The organism is Pseudarthrobacter cellobiosi (genome assembly GCF_023913755.1).
GTDB lineage: Bacteria > Actinomycetota > Actinomycetes > Actinomycetales > Micrococcaceae > Arthrobacter > Arthrobacter cellobiosi.
The window spans coordinates 239369-263497 of sequence record NZ_JAMXBJ010000049.1 but is presented as its reverse complement, the minus strand read 5'-3'; the positions used below and the strand labels follow the sequence as shown (position 1 = coordinate 263497).

At 65.4% G+C, this 24129-nt stretch carries 26 protein-coding genes and 1 tRNA gene; 13 read left to right on the top strand and 14 right to left on the bottom strand.

Annotated features, from left to right (window positions below; genetic code table 11):
• Positions 1 to 26: 26 nt before the first annotated feature.
• Positions 27 to 800 carry an IclR family transcriptional regulator gene (locus tag NG696_RS17190; RefSeq protein WP_252576234.1) on the bottom strand — a complete coding sequence of 258 codons (774 nt, stop codon included), beginning with the start codon at positions 798 to 800 and terminating at the stop codon, positions 27 to 29.
• Between the two features lie 53 nt (positions 801 to 853).
• Positions 854 to 1489, bottom strand: coding sequence for a DUF2461 domain-containing protein (locus NG696_RS17185; protein WP_252576233.1), 636 nt, complete (start codon positions 1487 to 1489; stop codon positions 854 to 856).
• Between the two features lie 261 nt (positions 1490 to 1750).
• Here NG696_RS17185 and NG696_RS17180 point away from each other — a divergent pair, with 261 nt between their 5' ends.
• The 4 genes from NG696_RS17180 to NG696_RS17165 are packed head-to-tail and all read left to right on the top strand — an operon-like array spanning position 1751 to position 5193.
• Positions 1751 to 2740, top strand: a complete 990-nt coding sequence (locus NG696_RS17180) for an ABC transporter substrate-binding protein (protein WP_252569749.1) — start codon at positions 1751 to 1753, stop codon at positions 2738 to 2740.
• On the top strand, positions 2737 to 3579 hold the full coding sequence (locus NG696_RS17175; protein WP_252576232.1) for an ABC transporter permease: 843 nt from the start codon (positions 2737 to 2739) through the stop codon (positions 3577 to 3579). Before NG696_RS17180 ends, NG696_RS17175 begins: the two co-directional genes overlap by 4 nt.
• On the top strand, positions 3576 to 4349 hold the full coding sequence (locus NG696_RS17170) for an ABC transporter permease (protein ID WP_252569743.1): 774 nt from the start codon (positions 3576 to 3578) through the stop codon (positions 4347 to 4349). The genes NG696_RS17175 and NG696_RS17170 overlap by 4 nt, the downstream gene beginning before the upstream one ends.
• Positions 4339 to 5193: an ABC transporter ATP-binding protein gene (locus tag NG696_RS17165; RefSeq protein WP_252576231.1), complete on the top strand. Its 855-nt coding sequence runs from the start codon at positions 4339 to 4341 to the stop codon at positions 5191 to 5193. The genes NG696_RS17170 and NG696_RS17165 overlap by 11 nt, the downstream gene beginning before the upstream one ends.
• 86 nt (positions 5194 to 5279) lie before the next feature.
• Here NG696_RS17165 and NG696_RS17160 read toward each other — a convergent pair whose 3' ends face one another.
• Genes NG696_RS17160 through NG696_RS17150 form a run of 3 tightly spaced genes read right to left on the bottom strand, consistent with a single transcriptional unit; the run spans position 5280 to position 8048 of the window.
• A complete protein-coding gene (locus tag NG696_RS17160) occupies positions 5280 to 6767 on the bottom strand; it encodes a catalase (protein ID WP_252569738.1) in 1488 nt (495 codons plus the stop codon).
• Positions 6768 to 6785: 18 nt separating this feature from the next.
• Entirely contained in the window at positions 6786 to 7256 is a 471-nt protein-coding gene (locus tag NG696_RS17155; protein ID WP_252569736.1) for a Fur family transcriptional regulator, read from the bottom strand.
• Positions 7257 to 7286: 30 nt separating this feature from the next.
• A complete protein-coding gene (locus NG696_RS17150) occupies positions 7287 to 8048 on the bottom strand; it encodes a hypothetical protein (RefSeq protein WP_252569733.1) in 762 nt (253 codons plus the stop codon).
• Positions 8049 to 8126: 78 nt separating this feature from the next.
• Between NG696_RS17150 and NG696_RS17145 the strand changes: the two genes are divergently transcribed.
• Positions 8127 to 9398 carry an MFS transporter gene (locus NG696_RS17145; protein WP_252576230.1) on the top strand — a complete coding sequence of 424 codons (1272 nt, stop codon included), beginning with the start codon at positions 8127 to 8129 and terminating at the stop codon, positions 9396 to 9398.
• A gap of 65 nt (positions 9399 to 9463) precedes the next feature.
• A complete protein-coding gene (htpX, locus tag NG696_RS17140; RefSeq protein WP_058931627.1) occupies positions 9464 to 10330 on the top strand; it encodes a zinc metalloprotease HtpX in 867 nt (288 codons plus the stop codon).
• 188 nt (positions 10331 to 10518) lie between these two features.
• Here the strand turns inward: htpX and NG696_RS17135 are convergent, their stop codons facing one another.
• A complete protein-coding gene (locus tag NG696_RS17135) occupies positions 10519 to 11010 on the bottom strand; it encodes a YajQ family cyclic di-GMP-binding protein (protein WP_252569731.1) in 492 nt (163 codons plus the stop codon).
• Positions 11011 to 11235: 225 nt separating this feature from the next.
• Between NG696_RS17135 and NG696_RS17130 the strand changes: the two genes are divergently transcribed.
• From NG696_RS17130 to NG696_RS17120, 3 genes are all read left to right on the top strand, one after another.
• Positions 11236 to 11490: a hypothetical protein gene (locus NG696_RS17130; protein WP_252569729.1), complete on the top strand. Its 255-nt coding sequence runs from the start codon at positions 11236 to 11238 to the stop codon at positions 11488 to 11490.
• A gap of 181 nt (positions 11491 to 11671) precedes the next feature.
• A tRNA-Tyr gene (locus tag NG696_RS17125) sits at positions 11672 to 11753 on the top strand.
• A gap of 303 nt (positions 11754 to 12056) precedes the next feature.
• On the top strand, positions 12057 to 12488 hold the full coding sequence (locus tag NG696_RS17120) for a CBS domain-containing protein (RefSeq protein WP_252569727.1): 432 nt from the start codon (positions 12057 to 12059) through the stop codon (positions 12486 to 12488).
• 107 nt (positions 12489 to 12595) lie between these two features.
• On the opposite strand, the gene NG696_RS17115 is transcribed toward NG696_RS17120, so the two are convergent.
• Together NG696_RS17115 and NG696_RS17110 are read right to left on the bottom strand one after the other, a co-directional pair.
• On the bottom strand, positions 12596 to 13573 hold the full coding sequence (locus NG696_RS17115) for a LysM peptidoglycan-binding domain-containing protein (protein WP_252576229.1): 978 nt from the start codon (positions 13571 to 13573) through the stop codon (positions 12596 to 12598).
• A gap of 397 nt (positions 13574 to 13970) precedes the next feature.
• Positions 13971 to 14705, bottom strand: coding sequence for a potassium channel family protein (locus NG696_RS17110; protein ID WP_252576228.1), 735 nt, complete (start codon positions 14703 to 14705; stop codon positions 13971 to 13973).
• Positions 14706 to 14775: 70 nt separating this feature from the next.
• On the opposite strand from NG696_RS17110, the gene NG696_RS17105 reads away from it, so the two are divergent.
• Entirely contained in the window at positions 14776 to 15345 is a 570-nt protein-coding gene (locus NG696_RS17105; RefSeq protein ID WP_252569721.1) for an acyl-CoA thioesterase, read from the top strand.
• Positions 15346 to 15363: 18 nt separating this feature from the next.
• Here the strand turns inward: NG696_RS17105 and NG696_RS17100 are convergent, their stop codons facing one another.
• Together NG696_RS17100 and NG696_RS17095 are read right to left on the bottom strand one after the other, a co-directional pair.
• Entirely contained in the window at positions 15364 to 16164 is an 801-nt protein-coding gene (locus NG696_RS17100) for an ABC transporter permease subunit (RefSeq protein ID WP_252576227.1), read from the bottom strand.
• Positions 16161 to 17114 (bottom strand): ABC transporter ATP-binding protein, encoded by a 954-nt coding sequence (locus NG696_RS17095; RefSeq protein WP_252569716.1) that lies wholly within the window; start codon positions 17112 to 17114, stop codon positions 16161 to 16163. Before NG696_RS17095 ends, NG696_RS17100 begins: the two co-directional genes overlap by 4 nt.
• A gap of 159 nt (positions 17115 to 17273) precedes the next feature.
• On the opposite strand from NG696_RS17095, the gene NG696_RS17090 reads away from it, so the two are divergent.
• A complete protein-coding gene (locus NG696_RS17090; protein ID WP_252576226.1) occupies positions 17274 to 17717 on the top strand; it encodes a thioredoxin family protein in 444 nt (147 codons plus the stop codon).
• A gap of 98 nt (positions 17718 to 17815) precedes the next feature.
• On the opposite strand, the gene NG696_RS17085 is transcribed toward NG696_RS17090, so the two are convergent.
• Complete coding sequence (locus NG696_RS17085; RefSeq protein ID WP_058931640.1) at positions 17816 to 18094, bottom strand: putative quinol monooxygenase; 279 nt, start codon at positions 18092 to 18094, stop codon at positions 17816 to 17818.
• Positions 18095 to 18198: 104 nt separating this feature from the next.
• On the opposite strand from NG696_RS17085, the gene NG696_RS17080 reads away from it, so the two are divergent.
• Complete coding sequence (locus tag NG696_RS17080; protein ID WP_252576225.1) at positions 18199 to 19875, top strand: AMP-binding protein; 1677 nt, start codon at positions 18199 to 18201, stop codon at positions 19873 to 19875.
• 97 nt (positions 19876 to 19972) lie between these two features.
• Here NG696_RS17080 and NG696_RS17075 read toward each other — a convergent pair whose 3' ends face one another.
• A complete protein-coding gene (locus NG696_RS17075; protein ID WP_252569708.1) occupies positions 19973 to 20395 on the bottom strand; it encodes an ester cyclase in 423 nt (140 codons plus the stop codon).
• 194 nt (positions 20396 to 20589) lie between these two features.
• Between NG696_RS17075 and NG696_RS17070 the strand changes: the two genes are divergently transcribed.
• Complete coding sequence (locus NG696_RS17070) at positions 20590 to 22272, top strand: LuxR family transcriptional regulator (protein WP_252569705.1); 1683 nt, start codon at positions 20590 to 20592, stop codon at positions 22270 to 22272.
• On the opposite strand, the gene NG696_RS17065 is transcribed toward NG696_RS17070, so the two are convergent.
• A complete protein-coding gene (locus NG696_RS17065) occupies positions 22265 to 23071 on the bottom strand; it encodes an ABC transporter permease (RefSeq protein WP_252576224.1) in 807 nt (268 codons plus the stop codon). The genes NG696_RS17070 and NG696_RS17065 overlap by 8 nt on opposite strands.
• Complete coding sequence (locus NG696_RS17060; RefSeq protein ID WP_252576223.1) at positions 23071 to 24039, bottom strand: ABC transporter ATP-binding protein; 969 nt, start codon at positions 24037 to 24039, stop codon at positions 23071 to 23073. Before NG696_RS17060 ends, NG696_RS17065 begins: the two co-directional genes overlap by 1 nt.
• Between the last annotated feature and the right edge of the window lie 90 nt (positions 24040 to 24129).

The window sequence follows — 24129 nt, the reverse complement described above, 5'->3', positions numbered from 1 at the left end:
AAAGGGCCTGGATCGGCGCGAGGGCGCTAGATCCAAGCCCTTTCAAATCCTGGCGGCAGGCAGCGGCTGAGCTCAGGCTGCACGTCCTGGAGCAGTGCCACGAGTGATTGAATCCGTTCCGGCGTCATGTGAACGCTGGGGGCTGAGATGGAGGCAGCGGCCGCGACCCTGCCGAGCAGGTCCGGGATGGCGATGGCAACACAGGTGATGCCGAGTTCGTTCTCCTGGTCATCCAGCGCGTAGCCGTCCGCCCTGGCTTGATCCAACACGGTCCGGAAAGCGTCAACATCCTGGATGGAGCGGGGTGTGGCGATTGCCGCGGTATCGAAGGCGCGGACGGCCTCGTCATTTCCATACTGGGCTGCCAGCAGGGCTTTGCCCATGGCGGTGTTCTGCGCCCGCAACCGTGCCCCGGGACGGGACGCCATTTCAATGCCGCGATGGCCGCGGGCCTTGGCCAGGTACAGGACATCGTCGCCGCTGAGGATGCCCAGGTGCGTGGTGTCCTGCGTGGTCTTGGCGATCCCGGCGAGGATGGTCTGCACGGTGTCCGGGAGGCTGATCTTTGCCTCCGCCTTGGTGCCGAGCTCCAGCAGTTTGATGCCCAGGTGGTAACTGTGGTCCGGCTGCTGGCTGAGGTACCGGCCTGCCACGAGAGTGGTCAGCATGCGGTGGGTCGCCGATCGGCTGAGACCCGAGGCCTGAGTGATGTCTTCGAGCCGGTGGGCGCCCGCAGCGACGTGGTCGAGCAGGCTGAGTCCGCGCTCCAGCGTGCGGGCCCCTGCGGGATTAGCTTCCATGCCCTTAATTATCCCACGTATAGGGAGCGATCCCATCTACAGGAAGTCTGGCATCAGGGCGCCGCATGCCGGCCCACCCAGTCCACCAACGGCCGCAGCTGGTCCCACAGCGCCGCGATTTCCTGCGCCGCCGCCGGCGAATCCAGCCACTCCGGCTGGCCCAGCTCGATGCCGGCGGACAGCGACTTGTGCTTCAGCAACTCCGCCCGGGGATGGTCCTTGTCGAAACCGCGCGGCACTGTCTTGAGCGTTTCGCCCTCCACCGCAAAGCCCGCGGCAGCCACGGCATCCACGATGTGCCGCAGCGATTCGCCGGTCCCGGAGGCATCCACGGAGTTCCGGAAGCGGGCCAGCTGGGCCGGCGTACTGGTGTGGCAGCCGCCGCCCACCAGCAGCCCGTCGGCGCTCACCTGGACGTAATATCCCACGCCTTCCTGGGACGACGCGAACGCTCCCTGGGCAGTCTTGTAGGGCGATTTGTCTTGGGCGAACCTGATGTCCCGGTTGGGCCGGAAGATCTTGCCCGGCCCGAACCGCGGCTCCAGTTCAGCCAGCAGGGCCGTGACCGGATCCCGCACCAGGGTGTTGTAGCTGTCCTTGTGCTCCAGCCACCACTCACGGTTGTTGTTGTCCTCAAGTTCGGCATAGAACGCGAATGCCCCTGCTGGGATGCCCTGGAATGTACTCATGCAGTGATCCTAGGGGCCGCCGGAAGCCCCGGCCAGAGCGGCAGGCGCCTATGTGGAAAGCGTGGACAGCAGCCTCCCCATGGCGCGGCGCCGCGCGTCGTTCTACCATCCGGCACGCGCGTACCGGGAGGATAACGATGGCCAGATCCGGTTGACCACAGGCGTCCTCTGAACCAGACTTAATTCGAAAGTTTGTTCGGAAACCGAACAAGCTGGGCGTGGGGGCCTCGCACTCCCATGCCACTTCACAAAGGAGTGAACATGAAGCGTCGTTGTGTAATCGCTGTGCTTGCCGCAGCATCGGTCCTGGGCTTGTCAGCCTGTGGGTCCGGTTCGCCGAGTTCTACCGGCAATGGAACCGCCCCCGCCGGTGGAGCCGGGAGCGGAGAGCTGACCAAGGTCAGTGTGGGGGTTATCCCGATCGTGGACTGCGCACCGATCTACCTGGGCAGCAAGCAGGGGTTCTTCAAGGATGAGGGCCTGGAGTTGGACATCCAGACAGCCACCGGCGGCGCAGCAATCGTCCCGGGCGTGGTCAGCGGCAGCTTCGACTTCGCGTTCTCCAACCTGATTTCGGTCATGGTTGCCAAGGACAAGGGTCTCGACCTGAAGTTTGTCGCCAATGGAGCGTCCACCACCGGTGAGGAGGGGAACGACATCGGCGGCGTCGTCGTCCCGGCCGGGTCGGGTATCCAGTCCGCGAAAGACCTCGCCGGCAAGACCGTCTCGGTGAACAACCTCGCCAATATCGGCGACACCACCATCAAGTCGGTCATCGAAAAGGACGGCGGCGATCCCAACGGCGTGAAGTTTGTTGAGGTGGCCTTCCCGGACGCCCCGGCGGCCCTGGCCAACAAGCAGGTGGACGCAGCATGGATCCTGGAACCCTTCCTCTCGGTGGCTGTGGCCGAAGGCGGCACGATAGTCTCCTCGAACTTCGTCGAGATGAGCCCGGAACTGGACATCGCCGGCTATTTCACCAAGGTGGACACCATCAAGGGCAAGGCCGAGCTGACGGAGAAGTTCACCCGCGCCATGAACAAGTCCCTTGAGTACGCCCAGGCGAACCCGCAGGAGGTCCGCGAAATCGTGGGCACCTACACCAAGATCGACGAGGCCACCCGGGCCAAGATGATCCTGCCGCGCTACCGCGTCGAATTCAACCAGGACGCCTTCAAGACCCTCGGAGACGCCGCCGCCAAGTACGGCACGCTGGCCAAGGCACCGAACGCCGGTGACCTCCTCCCGTGAGTTCCCACGCTTCAGCTTCCACCGGTCCCGCCCCACGTGTGGGACGGGACCGCAGGTCGGTCCGCAAGCTGCCGGTAAAACAGTTGCTCGGCCTGGCCGGAATCGCGGGATTCCTGGCCACGTGGGAGCTCATTCCCCGCCTGGGCATCATTGACGAACGTTTCCTCCCTCCGGCCAGCGAGGTCATTGTGGCGCTGGTTCGGGACTTCGGCCTGACCGCATTCTGGATCTCGGTCGGCGAAACCATGACGGCCTGGTTCCTGGGCCTCCTCATCGCCGTCGCTCTGGCGGTGCTGCTGGGCTTCGTCATTGGCTCCAGCGACTTCCTGCGGAAGGCGACCAACTCCACGGTGGAGTTCCTGCGGCCCATCCCGTCAGTGGCCCTGATCCCACTGGCGGTGCTGCTCTTCGGCGTGAAGATTGAATCGTCCCTAATGCTGATCACCTACGCAGCCTTTTGGCAGGTGCTGATCCAGGTCCTCTACGGGGTGGCCGATGTCGACATGGTGGCCAACAACACCGCAAAGACCTACGGCCTGGGCCGGATGGCGCGGATCCGCTACGTCGTTTTCCCCACCGCCCTGCCCTACCTGATGACCGGCGTCCGGCTTGCCGCAACGGTGGCGCTGGTCCTGGCCATCACGGCGGAACTGGTGATCGGCTCGCCGGGCCTGGGCCGTGAAATCGCCCTCGCCCAGTCCGGCGGTGCCATCTCCGGCATGTATGCCCTCGTGCTGGCCACCGGACTGATCGGCGTGCTGATCAACGTCCTGATGCGCTTCATCGAGAAGAAGACGCTGGCCTGGCACTCCTCCGTCCGTTCTGAGGTGATCGTATGAAAGCCCTGAAGACCCTCGGCTACGTGCTGGCGCTGCCCATCCTGCTGGTCCTGCTCTGGTGGGCCTCAACCCTCGGGACGGTCAACTTCTTTGTCCCCACCCCAGCCGCCCTCGTGGCGAAATTCGGCGAGGTCTGGTTCGGCCCACGCTTCTTCTCCGATGTGCTGCCCAGCATCGGCCGGCTCCTGGTCGGCGTCACCGCGGCGATCGTGATCGGCGTCGTAGGCGGGGTCCTGATCGGCTCGGTCAGATGGCTCCGTGCCCTGCTGGAACCGACACTGGAGTTCTTCCGCGCCATCCCACCGCCAGTCCTGGTCCCGGTCCTGATCCTGCTGATGGGGATCACGGACTCCATGAAGGTGGCGGTCATCATTTCCGGCTGTGTCTGGCCGGTCCTGCTGAACACCATCGAAGGGGTCCGCGCCGTCGACGGGGTGCTCTCGGATTCGGCTCACACCTACGGCATCAACGGCTGGGCCCGGATCAGGTATCTGGTGCTGCCTTCGGCCAGTCCGCAGATCATGGCTGGCGTGCGCCAGTCACTGTCCCTCGGGCTGATTCTGATGGTCATCTCCGAAATGTTCGCCTCGTCCTCGGGGCTTGGCTTCACCATCGTCCAGTTCCAGCGCTCCTTCGCCATCCCGGAAATGTGGTCCGGCATCGTGGTGCTCGGTCTGCTGGGCGTGGCCATGTCGTTCATCTTCCAGTGGGCCGAGCGGAACATCCTGCGCTGGTACCACGGCCAGAAAGAGGTAGAAAATGCAGCCTGACTCCACCCGCCCGGCCACGGAGGCGATGCTCTCCGTCCGCAGCCTGAAGAAGGTGTACCAGACCGACGGCGGCGACATCGAAGCGGTGCGTAACCTCACCTTCGATCTGCGGGCTGGCGAGCTGGCCTGCCTCGTGGGCCCCTCCGGCTCCGGCAAGACGACACTCCTGAAGTGCATCTCCGGGTTGATGGCCCCCACCGAGGGCGAGGTTCTCCTTGACGGCAAACGCGTGTCCGGGCCGCCGAAGAAGATGGCCGTGGTGTTCCAGGAATACGGCAGGTCGCTGTTCCCCTGGATGCGGGTCCGGGAAAACGTGGATCTGCCGCTGAAGAACCAGGGCGTGTCCAAGGCGGAACGCGACAGGCTCGTGGACGAGGCCCTCGAGGCCGTGGGCCTGTCCCATGTTCCGCGGTCCTACCCCTGGCAGCTCTCTGGCGGCATGCAGCAGCGCGTGGCGATCGCGCGCGCCATCGCCTATCAGCCCGAGGTGCTGCTGATGGACGAGCCGTTCGCCGCCGTAGACGCACAGACCCGGGCGGACCTGGAGGACTTGATCCGGGTGGTCTGGAAGAAGCTCGGTGTGACCGTGCTCTTCGTCACCCACGACATCGACGAATCCATCTACCTCGGCGAACGCGTCATCATCCTGTCGTCCTCTCCGACAGTCATCCAAGAGGACATCGTGATCGACCTCCCCGACGACCGGGACCAGCTCAATACCAGGGCACTGCCGCGCTTCACCGATCTCCGCCACCACGTGTACGAGCAGATCCAGCTCGCCAAGAAGGGCCACCGGCCCGCGGCGGCAGGCTCGGCGCCGGCGGGCCGCCCGGACGTCGCGTAGCCCTGACGGCAACAACAGAAACACCCCGCCACGGAAAATCCGTGGCGGGGTGTTCGTGTTGTGGCCCAAGGGCCGCAGGTGGCGAATCAGCCGATCTTGTTGGCAGCCTCGGCAGCGGAGTCAGTGGAGCCCGCACCGAGGTTGGCTCGCAGCTTGGCGCCGAGTTCGGCATCCACGTTGGTCCAGTACTGGATGGCGCGTTCCTTGATTTCGGCGTTCTTCACGCCGCCCACCGCACCGGTGATGGTGTCCAGCAGACGGGCCTTGGCGCCGTCGTCGAACACCTCGCGGTACAGGGTGCCGGCCTGGCCGAAGTCGCCGTCCTCGGCGTGGAGGGAGTGTGCGGAGAGCGTGAGCTCGCCGTCGTTCTCCCAGCCGCCGGCCGGGGAAGCCGGCTCAACGGCTGCAGGGCCGTTGAAGGAGTTGGGGGCGTAAACCGGTACGGACGGGGCGTTGAAGTGGTAACGCCCGGCGCCGTCCTGGCTGTAGTTGTTGACCTGGTTCTTCGGCTGGTTCACCGGGATCTGCGCATGGTTGGTGCCCACGCGGTAGCGGTGTGCGTCGGCGTAGGAGAAGATACGGGCCTGCAGCATCTTGTCCGGGGAGGCGGCGATGCCCGGCACGAAGTTCGACGGCGCGAAGGTGGCCTGCTCGATCTGCGCGAAGTAGTTCTCCGGGTTCTTGTTCAGCTCCATGGTGCCCACGTGGATCAGCGGGTAGTCCGAGTGCGGCCACACCTTGGTGAGGTCGAACGGGTTGAAGCGGTAGCCCTTGGCGTCTTCGTACGGCATGACCTGGACGTGCAGTTCCCAGGACGGGAAGTTGCCCTCGGCGATGTTGTCCTGCAGGTCGCGGATGTAGAAGTCCGCGTCCGAGCCGGCCAGCTCTTCGGCCTGGTCGCCGGAGATGGTCTTGACGCCCTGGTTGGACTTGAAGTGGTACTTGACCCAGAAGCGCTCGCCCGCGGCGTTGATCCACTGGTAGGTGTGCGAGCCGTAGCCCTGCATTTCACGCCAGGAGGCCGGCAGGCCACGGTCGCCCATGAGCCAGGTGACCTGGTGTGCGGACTCGGGGGACAGGGTCCAGAAGTCCCACTGCATGTCGGCGTCGCGCAGGTGGGTGCCCGGGAGGCGCTTCTGGGAGTGGATGAAGTCCGGGAACTTGATGCCGTCGCGGATGAAGAAGACGGGGGTGTTGTTGCCCACGAGGTCGTAGTTGCCCTCGGAGGTGTAGAACTTGACGGCGAAACCGCGGGGGTCGCGCCAGGTGTCCGGGGAGCCTGCTTCACCGGCGACGGAGGAGAAACGGATCAGCATCTCGGTCTCGACGCCCGGCTGCAGGAACGCGGCCTTGGTGTACTTGGAGATGTCCGAGGTGGCCTTGAAAGTACCGAACGCGCCGCCGCCCTTGGCGTGCACTACGCGCTCCGGCACGCGCTCGCGGTTGAACTGGGCGAGCTTTTCGATCAGGTAGTGGTCCGTGAGGATGATGGCGCCGTCGGCGCCGACGGACTGTGCGTGCGCGTCAGAGGTGACGGGCGCGCCGGACTGGGTTGTAGAGATGTTCGCAGTCATTTTTCTCCTATTTCTCGATTATTTGGGACGTTCAGAAGGAAGTTTTTGGGACTCTTGGCAGTCCTGGCAGATGCCCTGGTACATCACGTCGGCGATCTGGATGGTCATCGGCTTGGAGTTCGCATCCCAGTGCGGCGTGAGGCAGGGCGCGTGCCCGACGGCGCATTCGACGTCCTCCACGCGGCCGCAGCTGATGCAGATGGCGTGGTGGTGGTTGTCACCGACGCGGGTCTCGTACAGGGCGGGAGAATGCGGCGGCTCGAAGCGGCGCAGCATGTGCAGATCGGTCAGGTCGCCGAGGACCACGTATACCGATTGCGCGGTCAGCTCCGGAAGTTCGGTGCGCGCGGCGGCGAGGATGCTCTCCGCGGCGGAGTGCGGGTGATGTTCGACGGCGGTCAGCACGGCGAGCCGCTGTTTGGTCACCCGGCGGCCGTGGGCACGCAGGGCGGCAGCCCATGCATCGTGGCCGCCAGAGTGTTCCGTCATGCCTCTATTGAAGCACTTATTATGAGTCGATCACAATAAGGCTTGGCTTACCTTCGGCAGATCCAGGAATTCCTGCATGGGGTTGAGGGATTCTCCTGCCGAGCGGCCCATGGCATGGACTTCCTGGCCGCCTGGTCCGGGCTCCGGCACCACACAGCTCAGCCCGGTCACGCCGGGGCGGGCTGTCAGGCCGTCGACGGCGGCGGCCAGCGCCAGCAGGTGGCCGGGTGTCAGGCCGTCGCCCGGCGCCGGCGGAAGCACCGGCGCGAGCACCGTGTGGTGCGCACCGGCCTTGAATTTCGGGGCACTGGCAGTGAGTTCCGGGAGGGTGTCGTCCACCGGCGGGACGGGCTCCGCCGGGCGCTCAACAGCCAGCCGGCGCAGGGCGGAGCGGAGGCCGCCGTCGTACTCTTTGAGCTCGTCCGCTGCGGCCGGCACGCGGCGCTGAACGGGAAGGCGCAGCTGTTCGCCGGGCGTGACCGGCTCGGCGTCCCAGCGCCCGAACACATGGAACGTGGGGGTGGAGGACTCAGCCTCCGGCTCGCCGATGGCTGCCCCGATGGGGTGCCACTGGTGCGCAAACACCACCGTGCAGCGGCTGGCGCCCAGAACATCGGCGAGGGCCTGCCGCGCAATGTTGTGGCAGTGCAGCCAGTCCGTGGCCGAGCGGAGATCGAACGCGATGGCCGGGTTCGTGAGCCGGATCAGGAGATGGCCGGCGTTCAGGGCAGTCCGGGGCCGGGCAATCTCCCAGCAAGCCGAGGCAAAAAGCAGCCGCCTGGACACATTCATACGCCAACTCCTTTCCCCCGCCTGAGGATACCAATCGTGTGACAGAACAGGACACTGCTGCGCCATTAGGGTTGCAGGGTGGGGAAACTGCTGGCCGACATCACACCGCTCAGGGAGAGCCCGGCCTTCCGCCGGCTCTGGCTGGGTTCCGCCGTTTCGGCCGTGGGGAGCCAGCTCACGCTGGTGGCCGTGAGCCTGGAGGTGTACCGGCTCACGCAGGACAGTTTCTATGTGGGCCTGCTGGGTGTGTTCGCCCTGGTGCCGCTGGTGTTCGGCGGCCTGCTGGGCGGGTCCATCGCCGACTCCCACAACCGCCGCACGGTGGCGCTCCTGGCAACCTCTGTCCTGTGGCTGACCACCGGCCTGATCGCGCTGCAGTCCTGGCTGCAGCTGGGAAACGTCTGGGTCCTTTACCTTCTGGTGGCGCTGCAAAGCGGCGCCCAGGCCATCAACCAGCCGGCACGCAGTGCCATCATTCCCACGCTCATCCGCAAGGAACTGCTTCCCGCGGCCAACGCACTCAGCATGATGTCGTTCGGTCTGGCCATGACCGTGGGACCCCTGCTGGCGGGCCTGCTGGTGGCGTGGGTGGGCTTCGGCTGGACCTACACCATCGACTTCATCAGCTTCGCCTTTGTGCTCTGGGCAGTCTTCAGGCTCCCATCCATGCCTCCCTCAGGAAGCGCCGGGCGGGCCGGAATCCGGTCTGTCATCGAAGGGTTCCGGTTCCTGGGCAACCGGCCCAACCTGCGGATGACCTTCATCATCGACCTCGTGGCCATGATCCTCGCCCAGCCGCGCGCGCTGATGCCCGCCATCGGTGCGCTGATGATCGGCGGCGGCGAAACCACGGTGGGCATCCTGCTGGCCTCCAGCGCGGTGGGCGCATTCTTGGCCGGCCTGTTTTCGGGGCCGCTGGGCCATGTCCGGTGGCAGGGGAGTGCCGTGGTGTGGTCGGTGATGGGCTGGGGCGCCTCCATTGCCGGCTTCGGCGCGGTGGTGCTCCTGGCAGGACGGACGGACGACGGCGGGGCCACAGTTTGGCTGGTCCCGGCGGCTGTGTGCTGTGCCCTGGCAGGAATCGCAGACTCCATCAGTGCCGTCTTCCGTAACACCATCCTGCAGGCCGCCGCGCCGGACCACCTCCGGGGACGGCTCCAGGGCGTCTTCATTGTGGTGGTGGCCGGCGGCCCGCGCGTGGGTGACCTGCTGGCAGGCGGCGGGACTAAGATTCTGAGTGAGGGCTGGGTCCTGCTTCTGGGCGGGGTTTTGTGCATCGCGGTGGCCTGGCTGGCGGCACAGCTGCAGCCGGGCTTCCGGAAGTACGATGCCCGCGACCCGGTGCCATAGGGCCATGTCTTGTTGGGTCAATGCCTTGTTTGGCAACTTTGCCAGGGCGACGTGGAGGAGTGGACGTGCACAAGCATTACAACGGCCTGAAAACTGCGGCGCTCTTCGGCGTCCTGTGGGCGGTGCTCCTGGGCCTGGGCGGACTGATCGGGATCAATACCCGGAGCTCAGCGCCCATCTGGATCATGGCCCTGATCGGCGTGGCCACCACCGCGTACGGCTACTGGAACAGCGACAAGATCGCCATCCGTTCCATGCAGGCCTACCCCGTCACGGAGGCCCAGGCGCCACAGCTCTACCAGATTGTCCGGGAGCTCTCCGTCCGGGCCAACCAGCCGATGCCCCGCATCTACCTCTCACCCACCATGAACCCGAACGCGTTCGCCACCGGCCGGAATCCCAAAAACGCCGCCGTGTGCTGCACCGAAGGGATCCTGCAGCTGCTGGACGCCCGCGAGCTGCGCGGGGTCCTGGGGCACGAGCTGATGCACGTGTACAACCGGGACATCCTCACGTCCTCGGTGGCAGCCGCAGTGGCCGGCGTCATCACATCCGTGGGCCAGATGCTGCTTTTCTTCGGCGGAGACCGGCGCAACTCCAACCCGCTGGCCATGCTGGCGATGGCGCTTTTGGCGCCGTTTGCCGCCTCGCTCATCCAGCTGGCCATCTCCAGGACCAGGGAGTACGACGCCGACGAGGACGGTTCGCAGCTCACGGGCGATCCGCTGGCGCTCGCCTCAGCCCTGCGCAAGATTGAGCAGGGGGTCAGGATCGCGCCGCTGCCGCAGGAGCAGAAGCTGGTCAACACCTCGCACCTGATGATCGCCAACCCGTTCCGCGGCGGGGCGATGACCAAGCTGTTCGCCACGCACCCGCCGATGAAGGAGCGGATCGCCCGACTGGAACGGATTGCCGGCCGGCCGCTGAACTGAGTCCAACCGAACTGAGGCAACCTGACCAACCCGGGCGCCGCCGTCGTACTTCCTTATTTGGCGACACTTTGGCGACACTGAAAATCAACCGTGGCACGCAAAAACGCCGCCGCTACCCGCATTCAGGTAGCGGCGGCGTCTTTTGCCAGCGATAGAATTTTTGCGCCGCGAAAACGAAGGCCTGGTGGCTAGCTGCGGAAGTTGACGAACTGCAGGTCCGCCTCGTCGAAGTCCTTCAGCAGCGCCATGACAGACTGCAGGTCGTCGCGGGACTTGGACGAGACGCGGAGTTCGTCGCCCTGGATCTGGGACTTGACGCCTTTGGGACCCTCGTCGCGGATCAGCTTGTTGATCTTCTTGGCCAGGTCCTGCTCGATGCCTTCCTTGATGGAGGCTTCCAGGCGGAATTCCTTACCGGATGGGTACGGCTCGCCGGTGTCCAGGGACTTCAGGGAGATGCCGCGGCGGATCAGCTTTGACTGGAGGACGTCCAGCACAGCCAGGACGCGTTCTTCCGAGTTCGCCTTCATCAGGATCTTCTCGCCGCTGAAGTCGACATCGGCGCCAACGCCCTTGAAGTCGTAGCGTTGGACCAGTTCCTTCTGTGCCTGGTTCAGCGCGTTGGCCACTTCCTGCTTGTCCACTTTGCTTACGACGTCGAACGTTGACTCGCCTGCCATGATTCTCCTTGTGCCGGTGGTTGCCCTGACATTGGCTCTGCAGGGCGTGGATCTCTGCATTCCAGCCTAATACGGATCGCCCGGCTGTGGCGCTGGTGGGGGTGCGGCGCTGTTGTGGATTCGGCGCTGTTCCCGATTCACAGTTCCCTCATAGCGGACGCACGGCGGGAACGAAGCCGGGCAGGCGAGAGTTGAACGAGTTGGAAGAAGATCGAAAGGGAAGTTATGCGACACAAGGCCGTCCGTTATGTCACCCGAACCACCGCCGCAGCTGCGGGCGCTGTCGCCACTGCTGCCACGTCAGTCGCCGCTGCAGCCCTGGCAGGTTCCATCATCTTCAGCCCGGTCCCGGATGCCTCGGCCCGCATAGAGGGTGTGAGCGAGGACCTGCTGCGGGCGGTCCAGCTGAACCAGATCACCGAGGAGCAGGCCGTGAAGTTCGAGGCAAGGCTGGCCGGACGGATTCTCGGCGACGCCTGAGTCCCCGCATTTTCCGGGGAATTGCGGGGCTTCTGGCGGCATTTCCAGGGGGCTGCCGCCTCGATTCGATGTTTCGGCAGAAGTTCTGTAAAGTTGTCTTGCCCGCGGTTACTGGAAGCGGAACGGCCCGGAAACGGACGCTCTGAACACTGCAGCCGGGGGTGATCTTCTTTTGAAGTTCGGCAGATTACCCGAGCGGCCAAAGGGGGCTGACTGTAAATCAGCTGGCAACGCCTACGGGGGTTCGAATCCCTCATCTGCCACCCAAGGAAAAGCCTCCGGAACCATTAGGTTCCGGAGGCTTTTTTGTGCCCGGAGGCAGGCCCGGAGGCCAGGGGCCCTGCAGCCTGGCTCGTCCGCAGCTCCTGGCGGGCTCCAAGTTTCCCCGCCTTATGGTCTGTTCCCCGCGTAGCAGGGGGATTTGACCACGGAGCGGGGAAAAGCAGCGTCGGAAGTCTGCCAAGAATCCGTCGTCGACATCAGCGTTGGCCCCGGCGTAGGCTGGCACCATCGGCGCATGTGACCCCGATGCCCTGCGTCGATACATCAATCGATGAAGGAGAACCATGAGCGTTGTACGTGAATTTATGACCACGGATGCACAGTGTATTAAGGAGCATCAGTCCCTCGTAGATGCCGCTCGGATGATGTTGGATCTGGATTGTGGATCGCTGCCGATCTGCGGCGATGACGGCAAGTTGAAGGGCATGATCACCGACCGCGACATCGTGCTTAGGTGCGTTGCTGCCGGCCGTGATCCCCGCGAGATGCTGGCCGGCGAACTGGCCACCGGCAAGCCCTACTGGGTTGACGCGGATGCCAGTGTGGACGCCGCCATCGAAATCATGGAGCGGCACCAGATCCGGCGGCTCCCGGTCATTGTCGACCACAAGATGGTTGGCATCATCAGCCAGGGCGACATTGCGCGCAACTACTCCGAGGAGCGCGTGGGCGAACTGGTGGAGCACATTTCGGAACGCCACCCGATGTCTGCATAGTCAGACAAACTCCCGCATGGCCTTGTTCGCGGCTCCTTGCCTTGAAGGTTCGGAACCGCGAACAAGCTTCGGAAATGCTGGACCGCGAAACCCGGCCGCACCGGTGCCTAGTTCAGGGCGATCAGGAGCATCTGGTTGGTGCCGGGGATGCAGGTCTGCAGGATGGCCCGGGGGAACCCTCCGAACACCGCGATGACATCGTTGGTGGTTCCCGGGTTGGGGACCTGGCCCCTGGCTGTCGCCGTGTACGTCCCGTAGCCCGGAATGCTGACGGTCTCGCCCACTCCGATGCCGGAGAAACGCGCCCACCCGCCGCAGAAGTCATGCTCCGTGATGAACAGCGAGTAGCCGTCGTTGGGTGTGTAGTGGATGGGCCCGATGCAGGCGTCCACCATGGCCTGTCCGCCAGCGCCCGCCACGTAAATGGTGCGGACAGCGGGCGCGGCCTGGACCGGCGCCGGGGCGGGGATGTAGGCCGGTGAAGCCGCAACGGGTGCAGCCGCGGCCGGAGCGGAAACTTCGACGGCGGGTCCCGTCAGCTTCAGCGTCTGGCCCGGGACGATGATGCTGTAGAGGCCCAGCCCGTTGGCGGCCAGCATCGCGTTTGTGTCAACGCCGTACCTGGCTGCGATCCCACCCACCGTATCGCCGGGGACAACCGTGTAGAGGTTGGGGTCGCCCGCGGGTGCCGGAGCAGGTTCGGGCGCTGGCGGTGGTGGGGGAGCGTCGGCAGGCACCGCAGCTTCTGCGACTTCCGGCTGCGCAGTGCCAGCTCCCGCACTGCCAAACTCAACGGATCCAACATAGGGCGCATCCAACGGCACCGCGGCCAAAGGCCGGGCAACGCGGACAACTGGCGCCGCCGCCGTCGTGATGGCCTCCGCCGGCGCGGATATCTCTGCCATGGGGACGGGACCGGCCAATGCGCCAACGCCGAAGGCGGAAATCACGGCGGCGGCGGCCATGCCTGCCCACAGCTTGTTGCTGATCGGCCTGCGCCCCGGTGCCATGAGTTCGACGCGCGGGACGTCGGTTTCGAAATTTCGGCGGGGTGGTTCGGAAGTTTTTGCGGTCAACTGGTACATGGGTGGCCCATCGCAGGTCGGCCCGGCAACAGGGCGGCAGCGGGTGCCGCGAGTTCCACGTGCAGGACGGATCGAGGTGTGATGCGCTGCGCGGTCCCGGTCTTTGAACGGAACCGCGCACGGAAGCGCATGATGGGAGTGCCCGCATACCCAGAAGATACGGATGCTCCGCTATGAAGCGGCATCATCCACCCCAGCTCGGAGGATGCGCCGGCAACTTTGTTTGGCCCTAGGAATTTCGAGTCTAGGAAGCTGCGACAGGCACTGCACCAGTAGGCATTACCTGAATTTTTCCGCCGAATACTTGGCCCTGCGGCGGCATCTACTCGCGGTTCTGGCGGCGACTACTCGGTGTCCAGCCGCCCGGCCCGCTGCAGATTTCTACCCCTGCACTTTTCTACAACGAGGGGCGGTCCTTGAGCGCGGCCACTTCGCGCCGCAGCGCAGCGATCTCCGTGACCAGGCCGGCCAGTTCTGCCCGCAAGGGTTCCTCCACGGACTCCGCGGCAGCTTCCGTGGACTCCTCAACACGCTGGACAAGCCAGGAGGCGATGGACGCGGTGACCACACCCAGCACGGCAATGCCGCTCATCATCAGCGCCGAGGCCACCAGCCGGCCGATCGGCGTCACGGGGTACATGTCGCCGTAACCCACGGTGGTGATGGTGGTGATGGCCCACCAGAGAGCATCGCCGAACGTCAGGATCTTGGCGTCCGGTGCGGACTGTTCCACGTCCAGCACCGCCAGCGCACCCACAAAGACCAGCAGCGCGGCAGACCCGGCCACATACGTGACCACCCGGCCCCTGAGGGTCTCGCCGATAGTTCGGTGCAGCACTGAAAGAAGCGTAACCAGCCGGAGCAGGCGCAGCGGGCGGAAGAACGGCAGGGCCACGATTAGGAGTTCGTGCAGGTTCCAGAAAAACCAGCGGCTGCGGTCCGTGGCCAGCCACAGGTTGGTGGCGTAATCAAGGGCGAAAATACCCCAAGTCAGCCACATCACCGTCTCAAGCCATTCCGCGCCGCTGCCGTCGACGCGGCCAATCACCTGCCACGCATACGCCGCCAGGAAAACCAGTGCAGTCCCCATCAGGGGCCACTCGGCGAGGTCCCGGTAGCGTTGTTGCGTCATGCGCCACATCCTACGTGGCGGGCCGGACCTACGGACTTGCCAGCAAGTTACTGGTGGGTAACATTGGAGGATGCACCTGCTTCTGCGAACCCTTCTGATGCTGTTCACGTCCGCCCGCCGCTCCGCCCTGACAATCTGGGACGCGTCGTCCCTGCCGCTGCGGGTCCTGCCCACCGACATCGACGTCGCCATGCACGTCAACAACGGCATGTACTTTTCCCTCATGGACCTGGGCCGGTTCGACCTCATGGTCCGCAGCGGCGTATGGAAGACAATGCGCCGGCGCGGCTGGAGCCCGGTGGCGGCGGGGGAGACTATCGCCTTCCGGAAGTCGCTGCAGCTGTGGCAGCAGTACACCATCGAAACAAAGATCATCGGCCTGGATGCCAAGGCCATCTACTTTGAGCAGCGCATGGTGGCCGACGGCGAGATTTACGCCCGTGCCTACATCGCCACCCGCCTGGTCAGCAAAGGCAAACCCGTCAGCCAGGAAGAGATCCTGCGCGAGTTCGGCCAGCCCCCGGCGGACCTGGTGCTGCCCGAATGGATCCACGAATGGCGTGAGACCAACGCCCTGCCCGGCAGCCGGACGCCGGCTCCCCACGTATGGGACAGCCTTACCCGGCAACCCAAGGCCTGAGCGCCGGTCACCCGGAAGCTACGTGCCGACGTCGCGCCTGTTCACGGCCACCGCGGCGACTGCCACCAGGGCCGCCGAAATTCCCCAGAGCCACCCGGCCGCAGCCCAGTCCGCACCGTTGGCCACTGGGGAATTCCCGTAAGCCCAGTGGTAGGGGCTCAGGTCCAGCAGCCACTCCACGTCCTCGCTCTGCCGGCCGACGGCGTTGAAGACGTAGCCAAGAACGCCGACGGCGGCGCCCGCGGCCAGCCCGTACGTCCGCCTGCCGGACACGGCCCCGGCGCAGAGCGCGGCCGTTCCGCTCAGCAGGGCCAGCCCGGCAAACAGCACTGCTGCGCCGAAGAGGTTCTCCGGCCTGATGGCCAGCTGGGCCGAATCATTGAGCAGGCGGACCAGCACAAAGACCAGGGTCGCGAGCAGAACCACGCGCAGGAACAGCGATAGCGCGCGTTCCAGCACCACCTGGACGCGGGTCACCCCATGCGCGAGGGTCAGCTCCAGCTGCCCCGATTCCTCGTCGCCGCCCACCGCGGCCGCACCCCATCCCACGGAGGCGATGGTCATCAGGAGGAAGCCGATCAGCCCGAACAGTGTGGCCTGGGTGTACCCGGGACCGGTGGCGATCTGGTCGTAGTTCAGGGCCTTGGTCATCTCGGCCGGGAGGGCATCGATCATGTCCTGCATCTGCGCGCTCCCGCCGATCGACGGGTACAGCGGCAAGTAGAGGAACGTGGCGGCGGCCAGGCCAGCGGCCCATGCGACGGTGGAGCGCCAGGAATCAAAGAAGGCCCGGCGGAACAGTGGCAGCGAGGTGCTCATCGCGCGGCCTTCGCCGTGCCGGGCACTGCCGGGTCCGTGCCTGCCGGACTTGAGTACATCTTGAGCACCGACTCTTCAAGATCCGGTTCCTCCAGCACCAGGTCGGCCAGCTCCAGGGTGCCCAGGGCCCTGACCAGCGGCTGGATGGCCCCCTCCACGGTCGCCGAAAGGGTGATGCTGCCGCCGGACTCCAGCACCTCAACATGCCCGACGCCGGGCACCCCACCCAGCAGCGCGCCGGCGTCGTGCGCTGTTATTCCGTTCGCGGTGAACCGGACCCGGCGCACCGCAGCTTCCCGAAGCCCGCTCACGGACTCAACGGCGATGATCCGGCCGTCCCGGAGAATCGCCACTGTGTCGGCCGTTTGCTGGACCTCGCTGAGGACGTGGGAGCTGAGGAAGATGGTCTGGCCGTTGTGCTGCGCCTCGCGGACCATCGCGTGGAATTCCTGCTGGACCAGCGGATCCAAGCCGCTGGTGGGCTCATCGAGGACCAGGAGCTCGGGATCGTGCATAAACGCCTGGACGAGGCCCAGCTTCTGCTTGTTGCCTTTGGACAGCTTGCGCGTGTGGCGGTCCAGGTCCAGCCCAAGCCGTTCGGCCAGGCCATCGATCCTGCCCGGGGGCACCGGACCGCTGATGGCCTGGTAGTGGGCCAGGAGTTTCCGGCCCGTGACCCGGCCCTCGAGGAACAGCTCGCCAGGAAGGTAGCCGATCCGCCGGCGGAGTTCCGGGCCGCCCGCCCGGGGGTCCTTTCCGAGGACCCGGACCTCCCCGGAAGTGGGGCGGATGATGTCCAGCAGGCAGCGCATGGTGGTGGTCTTGCCGGCGCCGTTGGGGCCGATCACGCCGAACACTGAGCCTGCCTCGACGCTGAAATCCACCCCGTGGAGCACCTCGCGCCTGCCGAATTTCTTGGTCAGGGACCGGGTGGAGATAGCCTGGGCCATGAACCCTCCTGTGTGCGGCAGTCAGCGGCTGATGACCCCAAGGGTAGGCCTCGCAATGCCCGGTGTACACGGTCCTGCCTGGGTATTCCCGATGACGCGGGGAGCGAACAGGGCGCACCCGCCGGGACATCGGCCTGCGCCTCGCGTACCGTTGAAGGCATGGCTACCGTAAACATCACAGGTGAACAGTTCGCATCGACCATCGAAGGCAACGACATTGTCCTGGTGGACTTCTGGGCTGAATGGTGCGGCCCGTGCAAGCAGTTCGGGCCCACGTACAGCGCCGTGTCGGAGAAGCACTCCGACGTCCTGTTCACGAAGGTGGACACCGAAGCCCAGCAGCAGCTCGCCGCCGAGGCCGGCATCACGTCCATCCCCACCCTGATGGCCTTCCGTGAAAAAGTTCTGGTCTTCTCCCAGCCTGGTGCCCTGAACGCCCAGCAGCTGGAGCAGGTTGTTGATGCGGTCAAGGCCCTGGATATGGACGAGGTTCACGCCCATGTGGCGCGCTCGCAGGCAGAAGCCGCAGCCGCCGCAGGCAGCAACCCGGCCGTCAGCAAGAGCTCGGGTCCGCAGGACGGCACGCAGATCCCCGAGGCTTAAGCGCTCCTGGTGCCGTCTAACAACATCGACTGCTCCGTAAGTGCCCTTTTGAACGTTCAAAACGGCACTTACGGAGCAGTCGATGGTTAAAGCGAGGGTTAGAGGCGGTCCAGCTGCACGGGCTCGGCCAGCAGCGCGCTCAGGGATTCGTTCAGGTCCTGGACGGCGGTGCCCTTGGAGTGCTTCGCAAGCAGTTCCTCGGATTCCCACTGTTCCGTGAGGACCAGCTTCTCTTCGGTGGCTTCGGTCAGCTCGTAGCGGATGCAGCCTGGTTCGTTCACCACCTCGTCGATGGCGATTTCCAGGGCGAGCTTCACACGGAAGAACTCGCCGTCGTTGGGGATGAACGTTGCCTGCAGGTCGATGGGTGCACTCATGGATTTCACAATACCGGGACTCGGGATGCAGGCCCGCCCTGTTTACGCGCGGACACCCTCCTGTTGCGCTTCTCTTGCCCCGTTCCTGTTGGTAGCGTGCCAGCATGCGCGCTTACACAGCCGGGGACACTGACGTCCCGCTCCTCGAGGAAACCATCGGCCAGAACTTTGAGAGGGTGGTGGCCCAGTTCCCCTTCCACGACGCGCTGATCGAGGCCGCGCCGGTGCCGGGCGCTGACGCCCGCCGCTGGAGCTACACCAAAATGAACGACGACGTCGATCGCCTGGCGCGTGCGCTCCTCGCCTCGGGGGTGGCCAAGGGGGACCGGGTGGGCATCTGGAGCCCGAACTGCGCCGAGTGGACCTTGCTGCAGTACGCCACCGCCAAGGCCGGTGCCATCCTGGTGAACGTGAACCCGGCCTACCGGAGCCACGAACTGGAGTTTGTGGTGAAGCAGAACGGCATGCGGATGCTGGTGACGGCACCGTCGGACCGGAACAGCGACTACGTGGGGATGGCGCGCCAGGCGCTCGCCGGCTGTCCGGACCTCCGTGAACTGGTGTTCCTGCCGGATTACGGCACGGACGGGCTCGACGTCGGTGACCCCCAAAGTGACGGGGAGCTGACGTACGCCGAACTGCTGAAGCGGGCTGACGCCGTCGGCCATTCCGGCCTGAAGGCGCGGATGGCCGAACTGGACCCGCACGATCCCATCAACCTGCAGTACACCTCCGGGACCACTGGCTTCCCCAAGGGCGCCACGCTGACGCACCACAACATCCTGAACAACGGCTACTCCATCGGTGAGCTGCTGGGCTACACGGAGCACGACCGGGTGGTGATTCCGGTGCCGTTCTACCACTGCTTCGGGATGGTGATCGGCAACCTGGCCGCGCTCAGCCACGGTGCGGCCACCATCATCCCCGGGCGCGGTTTCACGCCGGCGGCGGCCTTGGAAGCGGTCCAGGACTTCGGCGGGACGTCCCTGTACGGCGTGCCCACCATGTTCATCGCCGAGCTGGCGCTGCCGGACTTCGACTCCTACGACCTTGCCACTCTCCGCACCGGCGTCATGGCAGGATCGGTGTGCCCCATCGATGTGATGAACCGGGTGATCTCGGAGATGCACATGGTGGACGTGGCCATCTGCTACGGCATGACCGAGACCTCCCCGGTGTCCACCATGACCCGGAACGGTGACACGCTGCAGCATCGCACCGAGACCGTGGGCCGCACCATGCCGAGGCTGGAAAGCCAGATCGTGGACCCTGGCACCGGCGAGGTGCTGGAGCGCGGCGAGATCGGCGAGCTGTGCACCCGGGGCTACGCCGTCATGGCCGGGTACTGGGACCAGCCGGACAAGACCACGGAAGCCATCGACGCCGACCGCTGGATGCACACCGGCGACCTCGCCCGGATGGACGACGAGGGCTACGTAGTGATCGAAGGCCGGATCAAGGACCTGGTGATCCGCGGCGGCGAAAACATCTACCCGCGCGAGATCGAGGAGTTCCTGTACAGCCACCCGGCCATCCAGGATGTGCAGGTGATCGGTGTGCCCGATGCCAGGTACGGCGAGGAGCTCATGGCCTGCATTATCCTCAAGCCGGACGCGGAGCCCCTGGACGCTGCTTCAATTGCGGACTTCTGCCGCGGGAAGCTGGCCCACTACAAGATCCCGCGCTACGTGGACGTCCGCGAAAGCTTCCCGATGACCGTTTCCGGGAAGATCCGCAAGGTGGAGATGCGCGAGGAGGCAGTGGCCCGCTTGGGGCTCTGACGCGCGGCGTCCCACAATCGGGGCCGCAAGTGTCCGTTCGCGCTGTCTGAGCCCCCTCGTTGAGCGCGAACGGACAGTTAAGCCCCCGCTCCGCGGCTCAGGTTGCCGGGGTCACCCCAAGCTGCGCCATGATGCCGGCTACATCGTAGTAGCGGCGTTCCTCCGTGACTTCCCCGTCAGCATTGAACGTCGAGAAGACAGCCGCGTTATTGATGAAGGATTTTCCGGTGGCGGCAATCTCGCCGCCGGGCGATGCCAACGGTCCCTGATGCGTCCCGCGCAGGGTGTACTCGGCTGCGAACGTCTCGCCGTCCTGGAACAGGGGCCCCACGGTGAGACTGACGTCCGGGAAGGCCCGCAGGAGTTCCACCATGTCCTGCTCAACGGCGTCCCGCCCCTTCAACGGCTGCGGGTAGAGCGGGTCGTGGACAACCGCGTCCGCGGCATAGGTTGCGGCGAAGGCCTTCGCATCATGAGAGTTCATGGCGTCTACTGACTTGGCAATTGCGTCTGCACTCATCGTTTGCTCCTTTATTGGTCCTGTTGTCCGTTATTCGAGACAACTTCAGACTGCCCGGCTCCAAGGCCAGGCGGATGGGTCAACTGACCCATTTTGTGGCCTATGCCGGCGGAGCTCACCAGGCGGATCCGGGGCGGCCCGCGCCCGTAGTTCCGTCCCTAGAGAACGGCAGTGTCAAGTGCTCTAATTGAAGCGTGGCGCTGGAGGAAGTGACAGCGAGAGGCTACGCGGCACTGGAAGCGGGGCGGTGGGTGGATGCGCGCGCCGCGTTTGAGGAGGTCCTCTCGGGCACCGGATCGCCGGGCGCGCTCGCAGGCTTGGGCGACGCCCTCTTTTTTCTCGGCGACCTTGGTGAAAGCGTCCGCTGCCGTGAGCGCGCCTACGCTGCCAGCCGCCGTGCGGGCAATGTTCCGGAAGCCATCGATTCCGCTGTATGGCTGTGCCTTGTCTACGGGATGTCCCTCGGCAACGAGGCTGCGGCGCGGGGCTGGCTTGCCCGGGCGGAGAGCATGGCCGGGCCCGACGACGGACTGTCCCGGGCCTGGGTTGATTACTGTGCGGCGCTGCTGGCTACGGATGCCCATCACTGTCGCGACCTGATCGAGCGGGCGCTGGCCATGTCGCATGAATTGGGCGACCCCGACTTGGCAGTCTGTGCGCTTGCGGAGCGCGGGGTCGTCCTGGTCAAGGGTGGGGAGGTCCAGGCCGGGCTTCGCTGCGTGGACGAGGCCATGGCCAGCGCCCTGGGTGGCGATGGAACGACGTTCTACACAGTGGTCATGGCGAGTTGCTCGATGCTGACCGTCTGCGACCTGCTCAGCGACCTCGGGCGAGCTACCCAGTGGTCGCTGGCGGCAGATGACTACATGAGGGCCTACGGCTGTCCATACCTTTACGCTCAGTGCCGCATGGTCCACGGGCGAGTGCTCCTGCTGACGGGTCATTGGGCCGAAGCCGAGGACGAGCTGCGGCATGCGGTGGCGAGTACAAAGGACGTCTTCCCCGGTATGTACCACCGGGCCGTCGCGAGCCTCGCCGAGCTCCGTGTGCGCCAAGGTCACTTCGACGAGGCCAAGGCCTTGATTGAGAGGATCGGCGCTCCGGTCGAGACCAGCCTGGTGGCGGCAGGACTGGCCCTGGGAAGAAACGAACCGGCCGCGGCCGTGGCCCTGGCAGAGCGCTGGCTTCGTTCGGAAATTGAGGGTACCGGCGACGTCGTTCCTCCACCGCACGCCGGCGGGCACCGGACCTCCCTGGAGACAGCGAGCGCACGCAGCCTGCTGGTGGAGGCACAGTTGGCAGCAGGCAATCCTGCCGCTGCTGCAGTGGTCGCCGAGCACCTTGGCGACCTTGACGCCAGCGCCGGAGGAATACGCTTGGTGTCCGCGCATGCCGCCCTGGCCAGAGGCCGGGTTGCTGCCGCCGAGGGCCGGCTGGAGCCTGCCACGGGTTACTTTGAAGACGCCCTCAAATGGTTCGGCCACTTGGAACTTCCGCTGGAAGCCGCGCGCACGCGACTGGAACTTGCGCGTCTTTTAGCCCAAGGCCAGCCCACGCTCGCCATCTCCGAAGCCCGCGCTGCACTGTCAGTGCTGGACAAGCTGGGGGCGTCCCATGATGCCGATACGGCAGCGGCACTGTTGCGATCGTGGGGCGCCGGGGGCCGGTCCGTTCCCCGCGAGGCAGGCATTCTCACCCGGCGAGAGCATGAAATCCTGGGGCTGCTGGTGGAGGGCTATTCAAATCCTGAAATTGCGGTGCAGCTGTTCATCAGCCACAAAACGGTGGCCCACCACGTAAGCAGCGTGCTGGAGAAGCTCGGCCTTCGCAACCGTGCTGAAGCCGCTGCTTACGCTGCCCGCATGGGCTCTAATTGATGTTGCGGTTGATGGCCCGCACACCCACTACAAGCCCGACGGCGGCCGTCACCGCTGCGGCGAAGAGGCCCAGGAGCGTGTCGGTCCCGACGCTGCCGGCGAACAGTTCCCGCTCGGCGTTGACCAGGTAGGTCAGGGGGTTGAAGAGGCTGGCGGTCTTCATCCAGTCGGGGCCGGCTTCGATAGGCAGCATGATGCCGGACAGGATCATCAGCGGGAAGAGCAATGTCTGCTGCACACCCCAGAAGATCCACTCCTTGTTCTGCGATACCAGGGCCAGCGCGTAGGAGAGGGCGCCGAGCCCGATGCCGAAAATGCCCAGGATGACCAGGCCGAACAGCACGTGCAGCGGGTAGAAGACGAAGCCGAACGGGATGCAGACCAGGGCGATCAGCAGTCCCTGCACTACCAGCGGCGCCCATTCCTTCAGCGCCCGCCCGATCATCAGCGACGAGCGGGACAACGGCGTGGCGAGGATTCGCTCATACGAACCGGTCATCAGCTCGTACTGCAGGTTGGAGCCAGTCATGGACGTGCCGAACAGGGCAATCATGACCACGACGCCGGGCAGGAACCACTGGAGCGTGGACTGGCCGCTGAATGCCGGTGCGCCCAACGCCGCGCCGAGCAACGGCCCGAAAAGGCCCAGGAAGACGAGCGGCTGGAGCAGCGAGAAAACCAGCGAGAACGGGTCCCGCAGGGGCAGCAGCATCTCACGCCAGAACACGTATTTGGTGTCATGCAGGATCTGGAGGAGGCCCGGCTTTTCCAGGATCTCGGTGCTGCTTTGCACAGCCATCAGCGGTCTGCTCCTTCCCGCAGGTTGCGGCCGGTCAGTTCCAGGAACACGTCGTCCAGGGTTGGCGGTTTCAGCTCCAGGGACTGGGCGGGAGCGCCGGCGTCGTTCATTTGTTGCAGCAGCACCGGCGCCAGCCGTGCGCCTTCGGTGAGCCGCAGGCGGAAGCGGACCACGCCGTCGTACGAGTTTTCGTTGACCTCACCGCCCGCGGCGGCGCGCCCCAGCAGCCCGCGCACACCCGCGGCGGAGTCCGCCGCAACCTCGACGGCGAGCAGGTCACCGGCCAGGTTGGCCTTCAGCCGGGCTGCAGTGTCATCGGCGATGATCTGGCCGTGGTCGATCACGATCACACGCTTGGACATCGAATCGGCCTCGTCCATGTAGTGCGTGGTCAGGACGATGGTGGTGCCGTGCTCGGCGCGCATCCGCATGATGTGCTCCCACAGGTTGGCCCGGTTCTGCGGGTCCATGCCGGTGGACGGTTCATCCAGGAACAGCAGCCGCGGCGAGTGCATCAGGCCCAGGGCCACGTCCATCCGCCGCCGCTGCCCGCCGGACAGCTTGACGACGGCGCGTTTGGCGAGGTCGGCCAGGTCCAGGGATTTCAGCAGCTCCTGGGCCCGGGCGGCAGCATCCGTGGAGTTCATACCGTAGAACCGGCCCTGCATGATCAGCTCGTCGATGACCCGGAAGCTGTGGCCGCCGCCGTTGCCCTGGCCGATGTAGCCGATCCGCGCCCGCACTCCGGCCGGGTCTGCCGAAACGTCCACGCCTGCGACGATTGCCGTGCCGGAAGTGGGCCGGAGCAGCGTGGTGAGCATGCGGAGGGTGGTGGATTTGCCCGCGCCGTTCGGCCCAAGGAATGCCACGAGCTCGCCCGGGGCAACATCGATGTCGACCCCCTTGACGGCTTCTACCGTTTCCTTCTTGACGACGAAAGTTTTGGTCAGCTTGTCAGTGTGGATCATGGGTGACTCCAGAGAATTCGGAAGTCCGGGGCTCTGGTGGGGGCTCCATGGCGCCACGCTATACCCATCCGCGGCCCGAGTCCACGGTAA